Source organism: Paenibacillus sp. B01, assembly GCF_009649995.1.
Taxonomy (GTDB): Bacteria; Bacillota; Bacilli; order Paenibacillales; family Paenibacillaceae; genus Paenibacillus_O; species Paenibacillus_O pasadenensis.
This window is the reverse complement of sequence record NZ_CP045802.1, coordinates 1889166-1905914: the sequence shown is the minus strand read 5'-3', so window position 1 is coordinate 1905914 and position 16749 is coordinate 1889166. Positions and strand designations below refer to the sequence as shown.

At 60.9% G+C, this 16749-nt stretch carries 7 protein-coding genes, 1 pseudogene and 1 riboswitch; all 8 genes and pseudogenes read right to left on the bottom strand.

Annotated features, from left to right (window positions below; translation table 11 throughout):
* Positions 1 to 135: 135 nt before the first annotated feature.
* Positions 136 to 1008 carry a bifunctional hydroxymethylpyrimidine kinase/phosphomethylpyrimidine kinase gene (thiD, locus tag GE073_RS08155; RefSeq protein WP_101808849.1) on the bottom strand — a complete coding sequence of 291 codons (873 nt, stop codon included), beginning with the start codon at positions 1006 to 1008 and terminating at the stop codon, positions 136 to 138.
* Complete coding sequence (gene thiO, locus GE073_RS08150) at positions 1005 to 2276, bottom strand: glycine oxidase ThiO (RefSeq protein ID WP_101808848.1); 1272 nt, start codon at positions 2274 to 2276, stop codon at positions 1005 to 1007. Before thiO ends, thiD begins: the two co-directional genes overlap by 4 nt.
* 224 nt (positions 2277 to 2500) lie before the next feature.
* Positions 2501 to 3232 (bottom strand): annotated as a pseudogene (locus GE073_RS08145) (thiazole synthase); the annotation flags it as partial.
* A gap of 100 nt (positions 3233 to 3332) precedes the next feature.
* Entirely contained in the window at positions 3333 to 4247 is a 915-nt protein-coding gene (thiE, locus tag GE073_RS08140; protein WP_028598130.1) for a thiamine phosphate synthase, read from the bottom strand.
* A 110-nt stretch (positions 4248 to 4357) separates the two neighbouring features.
* Positions 4358 to 5581: a ThiF family adenylyltransferase gene (locus GE073_RS25380; RefSeq protein WP_228551366.1), complete on the bottom strand. Its 1224-nt coding sequence runs from the start codon at positions 5579 to 5581 to the stop codon at positions 4358 to 4360.
* A 154-nt stretch (positions 5582 to 5735) separates the two neighbouring features.
* Positions 5736 to 7496: a phosphomethylpyrimidine synthase ThiC gene (thiC, locus tag GE073_RS08130; protein WP_101808847.1), complete on the bottom strand. Its 1761-nt coding sequence runs from the start codon at positions 7494 to 7496 to the stop codon at positions 5736 to 5738.
* Positions 7497 to 7865: 369 nt separating this feature from the next.
* Positions 7866 to 7969: riboswitch (TPP riboswitch) on the bottom strand.
* 136 nt (positions 7970 to 8105) lie between these two features.
* Complete coding sequence (locus GE073_RS08125; RefSeq protein WP_153783210.1) at positions 8106 to 15263, bottom strand: leucine-rich repeat protein; 7158 nt, start codon at positions 15261 to 15263, stop codon at positions 8106 to 8108.
* Between the two features lie 218 nt (positions 15264 to 15481).
* Complete coding sequence (locus GE073_RS08120; protein WP_153783209.1) at positions 15482 to 16549, bottom strand: ArsR/SmtB family transcription factor; 1068 nt, start codon at positions 16547 to 16549, stop codon at positions 15482 to 15484.
* Positions 16550 to 16749: the final 200 nt, after the last annotated feature.

The following is a 16749-nucleotide window of genomic DNA, read 5'->3' as shown; positions in this document are numbered from 1 at the left end:
TCCCCGACCGGCCTGTGACCGTGATGCTCGATTAGACGCAGCGGACTGGAAAAGGTTCCCCGATCTGGACACGCTTCCGCTCCGCCCGCCGATTGAGATCGCTCCCGTCCGCGGCCGCGTCCGAAAAAATCCTGCTTATGCCCGCGGCAGCGAACGCCCCGCCGACCCGGCAGCGCCCGCCTCCGCCAGCGGCTCCGACCGCCAGGCGGCATGCCAGAGCGAGCCCGTGCCGGCTCCGGTCGGCCCTGCCGCCTGGATCGCCTTCAGCGTGAACGCCTTGGCGCGGCGCGCCGCCTCCGGCAGCTCATGGCCGAGCGCCAGCAGCGCCGCGATCGCCGAGGCGGTCGTGCAGCCGGTGCCATGCGTGTGAGGCGTCGGCACGCGCGCGGCGGCGAACCGCTCCGGCCGGTCCGGCCGATCGGCGGACAGCAGCAGGTCGACCGCCTCCGCGCTGCCGGGCAGATGCCCGCCTTTCAGCAGCACATGGCGGCTGCCGAAGCGCAGCAGCTCCCGTGCGGCCGCTTCCATCGCGGCCTCGGTCGCGAGCTCGCTCTCGTCCCAGCCGAGCAGCGCGCACGCTTCCGGCAGATTGGGCGTTATGACCTCCGCCAGCGGCAGCAGCCGGGTCCGCAGCGCCTCGGCCGCCTTTTCCTCCAGCAGGCGCGAGCCGTGCTTCGAGATCATGACCGGATCGACGACGATCGGTCCCGCCCCGCAGCGCTCCAGCTTGCCGGCGACGATGCCGATGATGTCGGCGGAGAACAGCATGCCCGTCTTCACCGCATCCGCTCCGATGTCGTCCAGCACCGAGTCGAGCTGCCGCGCGACCGCCTCCGCCGGGAGCGGGTAGACGCCCTGCACGCCGACCGAGTTTTGCGCCGTCGCCGCCGTCAGCACGCTCATGCCGAACGTTCCGAGCTCCTGGAACGTCTTCAGATCCGCCTGGATGCCCGCCCCGCCGCCGGAGTCGGAGCCTGCGATCGTCAGCGTTTTCTTGAATCGCCTCATGCGCGTCCCCTCCTTGGCCCGCCGGGGGCGGCGGCCGTCCTGCCCGCGTCGTCCCCGCGCCCTGCCGCTTCCGCCCGGCTCGGCGCAGACGTCCCCGCGCCGGCGCTCGGAGCGAAGGCTCCGGACGGGTGCGCCGAAAATCCGCGCCGGAAGCGCTCCGGATGGAACGCCGCGCTCGCCGCAAGCTCGTCTCCCTCCAGCAAGCCGAGCACGGCGGCGGCCGTCGCCGGCGCGAGCAGGATGCCGTTGCGGTAATGCCCCGCCGCGAACAGCACCTGCGGATAGCCGCTCAGCCGGCCGATGAGCGGACGGCCGTCGCGGGTCGCGGGCCGCAGCCCGGCCCAGCGCAGGCTCGGCCGCATGCCCGCCAGCATCGGAAAAGCCCGGGCGCTCCAGCGCTCCAGCCGGCCGATGCCTCGATCCGTGACGTCCGTGCAGAAGCCGGCCACGTCCTCCGACGCGCCGCAGACGAGCCTGCCGCCCGACTTGCCGACCCAGTAGGCCTGGCTCGTGAACACCATATGGCGCACCTCGCCGTCCGGCACGCCGTACGCGCAGATCTGGCCGCGGATCGGGTGGATCGTCTCCGGCAGGCCGAACAGCCGCTCGAACTCCCCGCTCCAGGCGCCGGCGCACAGCACGAGCCGATCACCCTCGAAGCGTTCGCCGCGCTCCGTCGTCAAGGCGACCGGACATTCCGGGGCGTCGCCGGGCCGCAGCTCCAGCGAGGCCAGCCCGCCCTGGCCGGCTCTGAGCCGGACGCCGACGCTGCGGCACGCCTGCTCCAGCGCCGCGGCGAGCTGCGGCGCGTCCACATGCGCCTCCGCCGGCGTATAGATGCCTCCCGCGCAGGCGGCGAGCCGCGGCTCCAGCCGCGCCGCTTGCGCCGCCGTCAGCAGCTCCGCTCCGCTGCCGGCGGCGCGCTGCCAACGCAGCCGCGACTGCAGCGGCAGCAGATCCGCTTCATGCAGCGCCACCCCGAGGCTGCCCGTGCGGCGCAGCCCCGCTTCCATCCCGCTCCGCTCCTCGATGCGCTCCACCCACTCCGGGTAGCGGCGCAGGCTGTCCAGGCACAGCTCGAAAAACGCATCCGGCTGCTCGACGTTCTCGGAGAACGGAGCCAGCATGCCCGCCGCCGCGCCTGTCGCCTGCCCGCCGAAGCCGCCGCGCTCCACGACCGTCACCTCGCGCGAGCCGTCGCTCGCCGCCTCGAACGCGCAGGCGAGCCCGATGATGCCGCCGCCGAGGATGAGCACGCGCTCCTTCATCGGCCGGCCTCCTTCGTCGCGGAACGGGCGCTGGCTATGCTTGTCCCGCCCGCCATTCCCAACGGGATCGCAGCGGCTTCTGTCGAGAGCTCAGCCGGAGCCGGAGCCGCAGCGGCGTCGCCGCCGTCGGCCCCGGCGCGGCTTGCCCCGGCCGTCCCCGCAGCGGCCGCCGCCTGGCCCGCGTCCGTTCCGTCCCGGAACGTGAACAGCTTGCCCGCCTCGGCGCTGCTCGCCGAAGCGTACGGCAGCTCCGGAATCCGGCCGGCCAGCCGGGCGAGGCGTCCCGCGCGGATCGCCAGCGCCATCGCTTCGGCCATCGCGACCGGATCGCAGGCTTTGGCGACCGGCGTGTTGGCGAGCACGCCGGAGGCGCCGAGCTCCATCGCGAGCACGGCGTCCTTGGCGGAGCCGAGCCCGGCGTCGACGATGACCGGCACCGGCGACTGCTCCGCGATGAGGCCGAGCAGATACGGATTCAGGATGCCGAGGCCGGTGCCGATCGGCGCTCCGCCCGGCATGACCGCCGCCGCGCCGGCTTCCGCCAGCCGGCGGCACAGGATCGGGTCGTCCGACGTGTACGGCAGCACCGTGAAGCCCTCCGCCGCGAGCCGCTCCGTCGCGCGCAGCGTCTCGATCGGGTCCGGCAGCAGCGTGCGCGCGTCGGCGCTGATCTCCACCTTGATCCAATTGCCGAGCCCGGCCGCGCGGGCCAGCCGCGCGATGCGCACCGCCTCGTCCGCGTTGCCCGCTCCGGAAGTGTTGGGCAGATACGTCAGCGCGCCTTCTTCCAGATGCTGCAGGATCGAGTCGTCGGCCACCTCCTCGAGGTTGACCCGGCGCACGGCGAACGTCACCACCTCCGCTCCGCTCGCCCGCAGCGCCTGCAGCATGACCGCCGGGCTCGGGAACCGGCCCGTGCCGAGGAAAAACCGCGACCGCAGCGTCTTGCCGCCGATCGTCCAGACGTCCGTCCCATTTCCTGTGCCTCCTGCAAGCCCGCCGCTTCCGCTGCCTGTCTTCGCCGCATCCGCAGCGTTCGATTCGAATCGCATCCGCTCAGCCCCCTCCTACAAAATGCACCAGCTCGACCGCCATGCCGCGCCGCAGCCGGCAGCGGCTCCACTCCTCGCGCGGCACGATCTGACCGTCCGCCTCGGCGACGATGCGGCGGCCGCTCAGGCCGCGCTCCTCCACGAGCCGCTCCAGCGTGCCGGCCGCCGTCCGATGCGGACCGCCGTTCAGCACGATGTCGACCGCCGCGGCAGCCCAACCATTCGTCTCGCCCGCCGCTCGAGCCGCAGCCAGCTCCCTCCCCGCTTCGTAAGCCTGCCCGTTCCGCCTCCCCCGCGCCGCCGCGATCATCGCCTTGAGCTCGCGGCATGCCTGGGCGGGCGACGCGCTGCCGACGATCGCGGACACGGCGCAGAGGCGCGTCGCTCCGGCACCCAGCACCTGCTGCGCGTTATGCGGCCCGATGCCGCCGATCGCGACCCACGGGATGCGCACATGGCGCGACGCTTGGCGGACGTACTCCAGCGTCACCGCGGGACGCCCCGGCTTCGTCTCGGTCGGAAAGACCGGACCGACGCCGATATAGTCGGCGCCCGCGTCTTCCGCCGCCAGCGCCTGCTCGAGGCTGTGCGTGCTGATGCCGATGATCGCGTCCGGGCCGAGCCGCTCCCGCGCCTCGCGCCAGCCTCCGTCCTCCTGACCGAGATGGACGCCGTCGGCCTCCGCCTCCAGCGCCAGCTCCGGATCATCGTTGACGATGAACGGCACGCCGTACTCGCGGGTCAGCCGGCGCAGCAGCCGGGCTTTTTCCAGCAGCTCGTCCTTCTTCGCCGTCTTGTGCCTCAGCTGCACGATGTCCGCTCCGCCATGAAGCGCCTCGCGCATGACCTCCTCCAGCGTGCGCCCGGGATGATAGTTCTCCCCCGTGATGACATACAGGCCGAAATCCAGCTTTTTCATCTTCCGACTCCCTTCCTGAACCTGCGGCAGCGCGCGTCCTGCGCCTTTGCGGCCTCTCTCCGCCACGCTCACATCCAGGTCCGTTTTTACTTCTCGTTCGCTCGTTGCCTTCAGCTGACGGGCAGATAGCGCTCGCATACTCTCAATGCCTCGTCGGGATCTCCTGCTCCTTGCACGAGCACCCTGCCATCCGGAAAAACAACAAGCCGCGCCCCCTCGTCCGGCAGCTCGGCCCGCAGCAGGTACGGATTGCGCATGACCGCGCAGCCCGCCGCCTCGAGCTGACGGCGATAAACGTCCAGCGGCTGCGGCTCGCTCAGCTCCACCTGCACCGTGTCCCGCCCGCACAGGACGGCCGACAGCGCAGCCGTCTTCCGTGGCTTGAACGCAGCGTCGACCGGTGCCGCAGCTTGCGGCTCGCTCCGTGCAGATGACGCCTCCATAGCCGGCCCTCGCGCTTCTCTCGCTGCTTCTGCCTTCCTCGAGCCGCTCCGCGAAAGCTCTCCCGCGCCGCTGCCGCCTCTCTGCGCCTGACCTGCTTCGCCGCATGCCGGACAGGTCCGGGTCGGCCCCGGCAGCTTCAGCTCGCGCAGCGACAGCGGCCAGACGCTCGCCGTCGCGAGCGTGCGCCGCATGTCGCTGCGGCTACCGCTCAGCCACTTGAGCGCCTCCGCCGCCTGCAGCGCCGCGACCAGCTCCACCGCCGGCGACAGCATGCCGACCGTATCGCATGTCTCGCCGCTCTCCTGCTCCTCCTCGCCGCCGATCAGGCAGCGCAGGCAGCAGGTCGCGCCGGGCACGAGCGGCGCGCTCATGCCGGAGGCTCCGGCGACTCCGCCGTAGAGCAGCGGCACGCCATGCGCGAAGCACCAGTCGCTCAGCCGCAGCCGCACCTCGGCGTTGTCCGTGCCGTCGAGCACGAGATCGCAGCCGGCAGCCGCCTTCTCCAGCACGCCCGGCGCCGTCAAGTCGGCGACGACCGCCTCCGCCGCAAGACCGCTGTCGACGCGACGCAGCTTTTCCACCGCCGCGACCGCCTTGGGCAGGCACTGCCGCGCATCCTCCTCGTCGAACAGCATCTGCCGCTGCAGATTGCTCCACTCGACATAGTCGCGGTCGGCGAGCACGATCGAGCCGACGCCCGCCCGCGCCATATGCTGTGCCAGCGCGCAGCCGAGCGAGCCGACGCCGGCGATCAGCACGCGGGAGCGGAATAGCGCCAGCTGGCCTTTTTCGCCGATCGGCGCGAACCGCATCTGCCGCGAGAAGCGCTCGCGCCGCTCCGCGCTCAGCCCTGCGACCGCTCCTTCCTCCGTCCGACCGACCTTTTCCATCCCGCCAGCCATCCCTGCTCTCGCTCCTGGCTCCATCCGTCCGGTCCCGCCTGCGACCAACTCTCCCTCCGTCCGACCGACCTCGCCTAAGACCGTTCCTTCCTCCGTCTGACCGGTCCCGCCTGCGACCGCCTCTCCCTCCGTCCGCCTCTCCTCACGCATAAATCTTGCCGCCGCCCGCCTTGAAGGCGTCCGCCTGCTCCTTCATGCCCGCCTCGATCGCCTCCGCTGTCTCCAGCCCCTCGCGCTCCGCATAGTCGCGGATGTCCTGCGTGATGCGCATGCTGCAGAACTTCGGTCCGCACATCGAGCAGAAATGCGCCGTCTTCGCGCCCTCGGCGGGCAGCGTCTCGTCGTGATAGCTCATCGCCCGCTCGGGATCGAGCGACAGATGGAACTGGTCGCGCCAGCGGAACTCGAAGCGCGCCTTGGACAGCGCGTCGTCGCGCAGCCTCGCGCGCGGATGGCCCTTGGCCAGATCGGCCGCGTGGGCAGCAATCTTGTAGGTGATGACGCCCTCCTTCACATCCTCCTTGTTCGGCAGGCCCAGATGCTCCTTCGGCGTCACGTAGCACAGCATCGCCGTCCCGAACCAGCCGATCATCGCCGCCCCGATCGCGCTCGTGATATGGTCGTATCCCGGCGCGATGTCCGTCGTCAGCGGACCAAGGGTGTAAAAAGGCGCCTCGTCGCACACCGCGAGCTGGCGGTCCATGTTCTCCTTGATGAGATGCATCGGAACATGGCCGGGGCCCTCGATCATCACCTGCACGTCATGCTTCCAGGCGATCTTCGTCAGCTCGCCGAGCGTGTCCAGCTCCGCGAACTGCGCTTCGTCGTTGGCGTCGGCGATCGAGCCGGGACGAAGGCCGTCGCCGAGCGAGAAGCTGACGTCGTACGCCTTCATGATCTCGCAGATCTCCTCGAAATGCGTATACAGGAAGTTCTCCCGATGATGCGCGAGGCACCACGCCGCCAGGATCGAGCCCCCGCGGCTGACGATGCCCGTCACGCGCTTCGCCGTCAGCGGCACGTAGCGCAGCAGCACGCCCGCATGGATCGTGAAGTAGTCGACGCCCTGCTCGGCCTGCTCGATCAGCGTGTCGCGGAACACCTCCCAGCTGAGGTCCTCCGCCTTGCCGTTCACCTTCTCCAGCGCTTGATAGATCGGCACCGTGCCGACCGGGACGGGCGAGTTGCGCACGATCCATTCGCGGGTCGTATGGATGTTCTTGCCGGTGGACAGGTCCATGATCGTGTCCGCGCCCCAGCGCGTCGCCCACGTCATCTTCTCGACCTCCTCCTCGATCGAGGAGGCGACGGCGGAGTTGCCGATGTTGGCGTTGATCTTCACATGAAAATGCCGCCCGATGATCATCGGCTCGATCTCCGGGTGGTTGATGTTGGCGGGAATGATCGCGCGGCCGGCGGCCACCTCGCTGCGCACGAACTCCGGCTCCATGCCCTCCCGGAGGGCGATGAACTCCATCTCCGGCGTCACGATGCCGCGCCGCGCGTAATGCAGCTGCGTCACGTTGCGGCCGGGCTTCGCCCGCAGCGGCTTGCGGCCGGTCGGCGGGAACCGCTCCGCGCCTTTTGCCGCCGCCTTCTCCGCATCTGTAAAGCCGTTGTCCTCCGGACGCACCTCGCGGCCGTCGTAGGCTTCCGTGTCGGCTCGCTCCGCGATCCAGCGCTCTCGCAAGGCGGGCAAGCCGCGCCGGATGTCCGCGACATAGCTTTCGTCCGTATACGGACCGCTGGAGTCGTACACGCGCACCGGCTCGTTGTGCACCTGCTGTCCGCGCATGTCGCTGTCCGTCAGCGCGATCTCGCGCACCGGCACGCGCACGCCCGGCGTCTTTCCGTCGATGTAGGCCTTGCGGCTCCCCGGCAGCGGCTTCGTCAGGATGGGCATATGAAAAAAACCTCCTCGCGGTTGTGGAATATCCGCTAGGAGGCTAGAGAGCAAAGAAAGCCGTGCTCGCGCATCGTTCCGTGGCGGCTCGTGGCGAGCCGGGACAGAGGGGGCTTGGCTCGGTCTGCGACCGCCTCCAGGTTGGGGCGGGCTTCGGGAGAAGGGTTCAAGGGCAGTCCGGATGGGAGTGCTTCCCCCGCCTTCGACGCAAGGCAGCCGGCGTAGCATGCCGACCGTGCCGCCCTTGTCTCTTTTGCCTTTCCCCTTCTTATCCGAACGTCGTCGCCTCCTTCCCATCCGCTTGGCGAGGCGCAAAAAAGCCGCCTCCCGGACAGGAAGCGGCGAATGGACGCAGACCGATACAAACGTTGCGCGATTCGACCACTTTCCTACGCTGGCATGACCCAGATCAGGTTCAAAGGGACCAAAGCTTCGCTTTATCTCAGCCCTCGCGGGCGCCCCTAGTGGATATCTTGGTTTTGACTATACGCTGTCTTTTCAGGTGTCGTCAAGTTCGAACTTTTCATTCTACAAATAATAAAAAAAACCACAAGGAGTGTTCTCGCATGTGGTTTTAAACTTAAGTTTCTAATCTATTGGTATTTCAAACTAGCTCAAATCTAATCCGTTCATCAGCTTGGCCTTAAGGAGCCATTGGTACAGGGCTACGGCGGCGAATTCACGGTCAGCCGGGGCGTTGGGCTGATAATAGGTCTTGCCCGAAAGCAAGTAACCGTTCAAGACGCCCGCGTCCGTAAGCTTCTGGATGCTTTCTCTGGCATAAGCGGCCGCATGTGCCAGGTCTGTGTAAGCGACCGTTTGATCGGTCGTCAACTCGATGCCGGCAAGCTTCAATGCCCGCTCCAGGATAACAGCCAGATCCTGACGGGAGACTTTGTCATTTGGCGCGAATTTCCCCTTGCCGATGCCTTGGATCAACCCCGCTTCGCTGGCCGCCGCCACGTCGGCAGCAAACCAGTCGCCTTTTTTTACATCGGTGAAAGAAGCGAGCGCCGTTGACTTCAGACCGAGTGCCCGGACGAGCAGGGCGGTGAATTCGGCGCGGCTCAGGCTGGCATCGGGCGAATAAGTCGTCGCTGATGTACCGTTGATGATCCACTTGCCGGCCAAAGCCTCGATCACGCGAGCGGCGGCAGAGTCGTCAAGATCAGTAAAGTTCACGGTACGAGTCGCCAAGGCGTACACCGAGAAGCCAGGGCGGCTGACGGTCACCTTCGTCGTGCCGTCCGCTTGCTTGCTCAAGATGGAAGCTACGGGAGAGACGGCACCGTCTTCTTCATACAGCACTCCTGCCTCGTCAAGCTCGAAGCTGCCGGGTACAGTGAAGGTTCGGGTGATGAATAGATGGTTCGGGATGTCCACGGGCTTGCGACCGGCTGCAGTTGTCCAGTCGGCCTCAAATGAGACGGGTTGGCCGATTAGTTTGCCATTTCCTAAAGCAGTGACGAAAGCGCTGGAATCAGCAGCCGGCTTGATTTCCAATTCGAGACTGGAATTGGAGGGAGCGAGGCTCATCAGAGACAGCGGCAGAACAACGGACGATCCGCCAGCGCTGAAGACAACCGTGCTCTTCTTCGGCAAGGCTGAGAGCAGTTCGACTTGCCGGCCTGTCAATACAAGCTTGGCCTGCTCCTTGTTGGTCGAGATAACCAAGGATTCAATGGAATTTCCAGCGGAAGCAATGGCTGCCGTCAGATCGGCGTCCGTGACGGTGACCATCATCATGCCGTCCTGAACGGTTTCGGTGCTTCTGATTGCATGTTCTGTATTCGAAATGACCGGAGACGGTTGCACGCTTGGAGCCGGCGAGGCCGTCGGAATGCCCGGATCGGACGGAGCCGGTGACGGCGTCGGTGTTGATGACGGTGTCGATGACGGTGTCGGTGTCGGCGATGGCGTCGGCGTCGGAATATGAGGATTGTTGGCTTCCTCATCTGAGATCACAGTAACCGTGGGGTCGATTCTGGATTTGTCGAAGGTTGCCCCTTCGGCATACCGGATCGTTCCTTTACCCGTGACTTTTCCATTTACGACCAGGTCGCCGGACAAGAATAACACTTCATCTTCTGGAATGATCAGGCTGCCGTCTACGATCAGCTTGCCATAGATCGAGGTGGAAACCTGAGCGTGGTTCGGATTAAGCTCAGCTCTCGTCGAGCGATCGGTCGTGATGGTCGCCACTGCTTCTGCCGGTACGATGGAGCTGTCCAGAGTCGGAATGGTCGTGCTTCCGTCCCATTTCAGAGCCGGGAGCCGCTCCAGTGTATTGAACTTGACAAGGTCTTCCCGTTGCGAGTTCAGGACAACGGAGAGCTGCGCATCGTTGGAGAAGGTTCTCCATCCGAACGCATCGACCGAGCCGCCGAGTCTGGCTTCCTTGACTTGATTGAAAGCCCTAGAGCCTAAATAGCGAACGGAATTCGGGATGGCGACGGAGGTCAAGCCGCTGTTGGAGAAAGCCTCATCCCCAATGTAGACCAATGAATCGGGCAGGTCGACCGAAGTCAATGCTTTTGCTCCCGAGAAGCCGCCGCGGTTGATCGCCGTAATCGAGTTCCCCATGACGATTTTCTTCAGGTTGTTCATAGCGGCGAACTGATACTCATTCACGAAGGTCGGACCGGCAGGAACCGTAATTTCCGTTTCTTTGATGCCGGCAAAGCCGCTGTCGTCAGCCCATTCGATGGATTGGGGAATTTCCAGATCGACGCCCCCATTATAGCCGGGCTCTTGCTGGCCGGAATAACCGAGCGCCTGGAAGCCCACTTCTTTCAGCTTTTTCGGATAGTTGAAGCTCTTCAGGTACAGATTCTGATCAAAGGCGCGCTCCCCGATGATTTCAATCGTATCCGGAAGCACGATCTTGGTCAAAGTCGGAACGCCCTTGGTCAGAAATGCCGCGATAGAGGTTACGGTATACGTCAAATTGTTTCCGCTGTCGGTTGCTTGCTCTGGAATGAACAGCTCCGATACCGTCTTGTTGTCAAGCGCTTGGACCTCGGCCGTCGTGTCGCTGGTCGGGCGGTAGAGGATGCCATCCGCCAGGAACAGCCCCGGAACATAATCAGCGAATTCGGAACCGCCGACGGTAATGGAAGCCGAGTAATTGCTACGGCGTATTTGCCGTGCCACCGTTTTATTGGCGGCGATCACATTCGTCTTCGCGCCGATGAAGGCATCCCGGTCAATCCGCAAGGCGTTGGCTCCAACCAGAATCGATTTGGAGGTCAGTCCCCTGAAGGCTTTCTCCCCCATTACCTGCACGGAATCGGGAATGATGACATCCGCCAGTTTCGCATTGAGATCCGAATAAGCAAAAGCTTCAATTCGGGTAACCGTAGACGGAATGGTCACGGAGGTCAGCTTGGATAATTGGAAGGCGCTAGGTCCGATAGCTTCAAGCCCTTGCGGCAGCTCAATGCTCGTAATTCCGGAGCCGTAGAAAGCTGCCCTCGGAATTCGTTTCAAGTCGCCGGGCAACCGGATTTCGCTCAACTTGGACGTGTTGATAAAAGCATTTTCTCCAATGCCCTTGACTCCGTCAGGCAGATGCACCTTGGTCACCGAAGTCATCCCAAGCGCGCTATAGCCGAGCTCCTGAAAACCAGGATTGAGGATGACTTCCTTCAGCTTCTGATTGCCGGCGAAGGCATAGCGGCCGATGAATTTTACATTCTTTGGAATGTTGATCTCTGCGTTGCCCAGCCAGGAGAAAGCCTCGTCATCGATTCGCTCTACGGAATCGGGAAGAATGACCTTGGTCAGCTTGAAGGCAGAGTTGAAGGCTTGTTCCCCGATGATCTTGACTCCGTCGGGAACGATGACACGCTCTACATTCGAGGCAAAGTAGAAAGCGCGGTATCCGATGGAGGTAAGGCTGTATTCCTCCCCGCCATGCTCGATGGCTTTCGGCAGGATGATTTCTCCCTTTTTGTCGGGATAACGAGCCACAAAGGATGTAGGGTCTACCGTCTGATCTGCGATCAGCTGCACCTCGTGATGGCCGGTTACCCGATAATCAAGGCCGTCAGCTCGAAACACTTCGTTCAGATTGGCGACAATCTGGGCATGATTGCCCGCTACGGACAAATTGCCGTGCTGGCTGTCGTTGATATAGTTGGGCGGGGTTAAATTTTCATCCGTCTCTGTCATTCCTGTCCCATCCGGCAGCTCGGTATCGACATACAGCTTTGTTGTCGCTTTGAGGCCAGTGCCGGTCATAGCGGTAACGACAGCGATCCCCTTCGACTTGGCGGCAAATGTTCCGTCCTGGCCGATCGTTCCGACTGCTTCGTCATCCACGGACCAGAAGACCGGATTGTTGCTGAATTTATCTGGCTTCACCGTGGCGTGAAGCTTGACGGCGGCACCCGATTTCACGCTCTGCGCCGGGTCCATGACAATGGTTTGCGGACCGAATTCGACATAATCAATACTGTAATTGGAAGCATAATCGTACGTATAAATAGCGATTTTTCCAGGATTGTAGCCTTTGCCCTGCATGTATTCGGCTAGGTTGCTGATGTCCACCCTCACCGTGATGTCTGACCCGTCTTGCTCCGGAATGTAATTGTCGAGAGCGTAAATATGTCCCGAGGTGTCGGTGAACATGAGATACTTGATATTCTGATTATCGGCAACATTCAATTCCAGATAGGTCTTGCCATTTTCGGCGTAGGTCGTCGCGCTTGTGATCGAGGGGGCAGTGTTGTCGATCGTGAAGGGAAGGACCAGCTTCTGGATCGTAGTACCGCCCGCTATCGTAGCCTTAATGGTGTAATTCAGCTTCGTATTTTCCGGAACCGGCTTGCCGTTTTTGTCTTTCCCATCCCAAGCGTTCTTGGGAGAGGTCGTCGTGAAGCTGCCGCCGTTGGCGTAAAAATAGGTTTTGCGGGCAGATCCATATTCTTCGTGCCAGTATTCGGTTTTCCCGTCCTCACTGGTTACGGAGAAGTTCATGTTCTCCGCATTTCGAAGCAGGCTGATCCGAGAGGATAATCGGCCGCCGTCGGCTAGAACCGTGGAGAAGGCCAGCTTGTCCGTAAACGTTTTGGGAGTAGCCGCCTGGTTCTCGCCCAGCAGCCGTCCTACCAGACCATAGATGTCTTGATTGATCAGAGCGGTGTAGGCAGGAGACATCGGCATTCCGGCATACGGGGGAAGGTCAAAGATCGCCGGCTGATCCCAGTCGCCGTAATAGCCAAGAAACGGCAACGAAAGGTTGATTCCCTGCTCTTCCTGGCTCTCTAGCTGGACGAAGCCTTCCACATAGATGCCATTTTTGAATTGCTGCTGAAGCTCTTGTTTGACAGTATCGGATAGCGCAAGCGTTAGGGATACGTCCTTCTTGCCATGCGGCGGAACGGTGACCGTCTGGTCGCCGCTGACGACGATCTCCTCGGTCCGAAGCGTTCTCGGAGCCGTATCGAGGTAGATGCCACTTTTCACCTTGCCGGTCAGCGCAGTTGAATATACGGCGTAGGTCACCGTACGATCCGACGTATTGTTCACCGTGAAATGAATCGAATAGATTCCGTTCTCGCTCTCGCCCACCTCTGCCTTGGGGCGCTCCCCGTCGACGGTTAGGTAAGCGGGAGAATGGACTGCCTTGAAGACATTGACCAGTCCGGCACCTTGCTGTCGGACCGGATAATAGTCACCGGAAGCATTCTTGATTGGAGACGCCGTGCTCATCTCAAGATTGGTGATCAGCTTCGCCTTTCCCTCGGAGCTGAGGTCGCTGAACTGCGGATTCTCGTTTAAATATTGGCGGATCAACGCCGATACGCCGGCCAGATGCGGCGTTGCCATGGACGTGCCGCTCATAAGCTGATATTTGTTGCCATTCATGCTGGAATAGATATTTCCTCCTGGAGCGGTGATCTCCGGCTTGATCTTCAGATCGGGAGACGGACCGATCGACGAGAAGGATGAGATCAATCCACCGCCTGGGTTCTCGATGATGGATTCATTGGTTTTGGAGAGGTATATCGTCATGGGATTTGCATTCGCCAGAACTTCCCCGGCGTTCTGCGCTACCCCGACAAGGGGGATGATATTGCTGTTCATTACAGCAGGAGTAACGATCGCTCCGGGTTCATTATTCACGACAATGACAGCAACGGCTCCGGCCGCTTTCGCGTTCACGGCCTTTTGCTCAAAGGTAAGCTCCTTGCCGCCACCCCGATTGATGACCACAGCTTTTCCCTTTACATCCACGCCCTGATAGTCTTCCATGGATCCAAACTTATCCAAGACGACATAGTCCAGCTTCTTGTCGTTGAACGTATTCGTAATCGGGAGCTGAGCATTCGTATTGGCATTCACGACATCGGCATAGGGAATCTTCACGCCGCCGATGTAGGTTGCCAAGGTGACGCTCGCTTCGCCTTCAGTCCCGTATGTGGCGTCAGTTACGCCGACAACCATATATTTGGACGAGAACATGACGTTTTCCGAGCTTGCTACGGACAGAGCGGAACGGACTGTGGATGGACTGCCGACGATTGCGGTGTCCGGATTATCGGCCGTATTCAGATTGAGGCCGGTCGTGTTGGAGACCGAAGACGAGCTGTCATTGCCGGCAGCGATGTCCAAATTGATGCCGGCGGCGATGACACTGGAGTAAACATCGTCCATATCCTGATCGCCGGTCGAGCGGAAGCCTGCCGCTGCGCCAAGGCTCATATTGATTGTGTCGGCTCCGAGGGCGATGGCGTCCTCAAGGCCTTCGAGGATGATGTCATCCGAGGTAGAGCCGTTCCCATCCGAGAATACCTTCATCATCATCAGCTGGGCATCTGGAGCGACTCCCTTGAAAGCCTTGCTGGGGTCAGTCTGGCTGGCCGTATTGTTTCCGGCGATAATGCCGGCCACGTGAGTGCCGTGATCCATCCCGCCGCGAACATTCGTATCCTTGTTCGCATAGTCGAATGCGAATGGAACTTTGTCGCTGACATAGGTCTTGTTGCCGCCAATGTCAGCCAGCTTCGAGGCTTGCAGAACCTTGCCGCTGATGAGCTCGGCAATCTTGTCTCTCGAATACTTCAGCGACGAAGCATCGGGCATTGTTTTGAAGGCTTCATGCTCTGTGTCCAGCCCGCTGTCGAGAATAGCGACAACGGTGTTTTTTCCCGTATAGCCGGTGGAATGGACCAGATCAGCGCCGATCATGCCTGAACTGTAGGCATCCTGCAGGGACGGAGAGACGTAGGCGGTCGTGTCGGGCAGCGCATAAGTGGCCACCTCAAAAACGGAACTCACGCCTTCGACCCGCATCACGTTTTCAATTGACTTGCGAGGCAATTCAACGGAGAAGCCGTTCAGAGCGACTGTGTACTGGACAGAGTCGACGAACGAGGCGCCGGCGATTTTGCTGGCAATCGCGCTCTTCACTATTTTCTGCTCGTTCGCCATCAAGTCCTTCTCTCGCTGCGCTGCATCGCTCTGGATGTATTGCGATGGCGACAGCTCTGTGCTTGACAGGGAGTACTGGTCGATCAGCGACTTCTGCTTCAGCTTGACAATAACTTTAACTTGCTCATTCGGGTCGAGCATTCCCTCTATCTTGGCTGCTTGCTCAGCCAAATGAGAAAGATCAAGATCGGGCTTGCTCAGTTCCGCTGTGAGGACAAGACTTTTGGAGTCAGATAATCTCACGTGGCTTGCATAAGTCAACGATTGAAAGGGAAGAAGCAGAAGAGCAAAAAGGGAAAACAATGATCTCTTCCATCTAGCGTCAGACATTGTGCCAGCACCTCCTATTTAGTTTAGGAAAGTATAGCATCGACCTCCCTATAGTTCAATATGTTTCTAATTTATCATTAGACAACGGTCTAACAAATGAGCATGAAAAGAAACATCCTGCGATGCTTCTAGTAGAATGTCGATATTCAAGGAGAGCAAGCAGATGAATAAGATGTCGCGAATTGCAAACAGAGGAAACGCCCGGCGGAAATATAGCTTCAGAAGAATACTCGTCTCAGGGACTCAAGCAGGTTTTGGACGACTTCGTGGTTTACTTTATAGTCGATCCGCGTTCCATCCTTATATACATTGACCAGTCCTTCGTTGACCAGGTTATTCATATGATGGGAGACCGTCGCCGGAGTAAGATTTAATAGAGAAGCGATATCCTTTCCACACATCGGCCCCTTCTTCAGTTCGCGCAAGATGCCGATCCGGTTATTTTCCCCGATCGCCTTAAGTTGGCTGACGATCAATTTGTCATTGTTGCCGAACATCTTGATCAGATCGCCTATCCTGTCATACAGGACCCCAATGAACACATAGATGCGGTTGGAGTACTCGTCATCGAATAGCTTGACAGCATTAAAACAAGTGACGGAAGGAATTCGAATCACTTCTTTGTCTTTCGTATCGCCAAGAATGCTGGAGACGAGTTGGTTGCAACTGTCCGAGTGGATGTCGATCCCGGAGTAACGACGGTAGAGCTCTTCATGATTCATGTACTCGCCTTCAACCCTGGCGATCAACTCAAGCAATTGATCCGTGATCTGCTTTGCATAATGGAGGAGGAGGATGCTTATCCAGCGTTTGTGATTGGAGGTCGGGAACCTGCGCAGGTACTCCACGATATCGTGGACGCTGTTGAGCGGCTTGAAGTTATCGAAGTCGTCCGATATGACCTGCGAAATGACGAATTTGCGTTTTTCAAGTTCTACCTGGTCAAACTGCTCTCCATCCGAAAATGGGTTGCCTGCTTGAGCAAAAAGATACAAATAGAAAGCAGGAGAGAAATCAGCGGGCGACTCCACGTAAAAAAATTGATTGAAGTCCGACACGAATGAAGGAGCTTCGTAGTCGTTCAAAAACCCTTTTTTAGCCTTTTCGTAGGCTGAAGTTAGGCTTGTCGTCTCATCCTCGAAGCTGTCGATCGGGATATTATATTTCGTTGAAATCTCCTGCATGAGGATGGACGGGGAATTGCTGCTAAGATTAAGGTCCAGATAAAACTTCTCCAGCATGAAGATCGTATCGACATGAAGGCCTAATGAAAAAGTGGGATTCACCGTGCCAATTCTTCCTCTCCGATTAGGATTTTTATCGTTCTTCGCGATGCCGTGCCTGTGGATCGCTTTGCTTGATTATTCATTGTAGGCCCGAGCAAACATTTTTTCAATAGATCGCTGAATGGCCAGAAGATGTTCTCCAGGCCGGTCTGTTTTCCGATTCGGACGTCATGGTGTCGCGAGGCGCAAAAAAGCCGGCT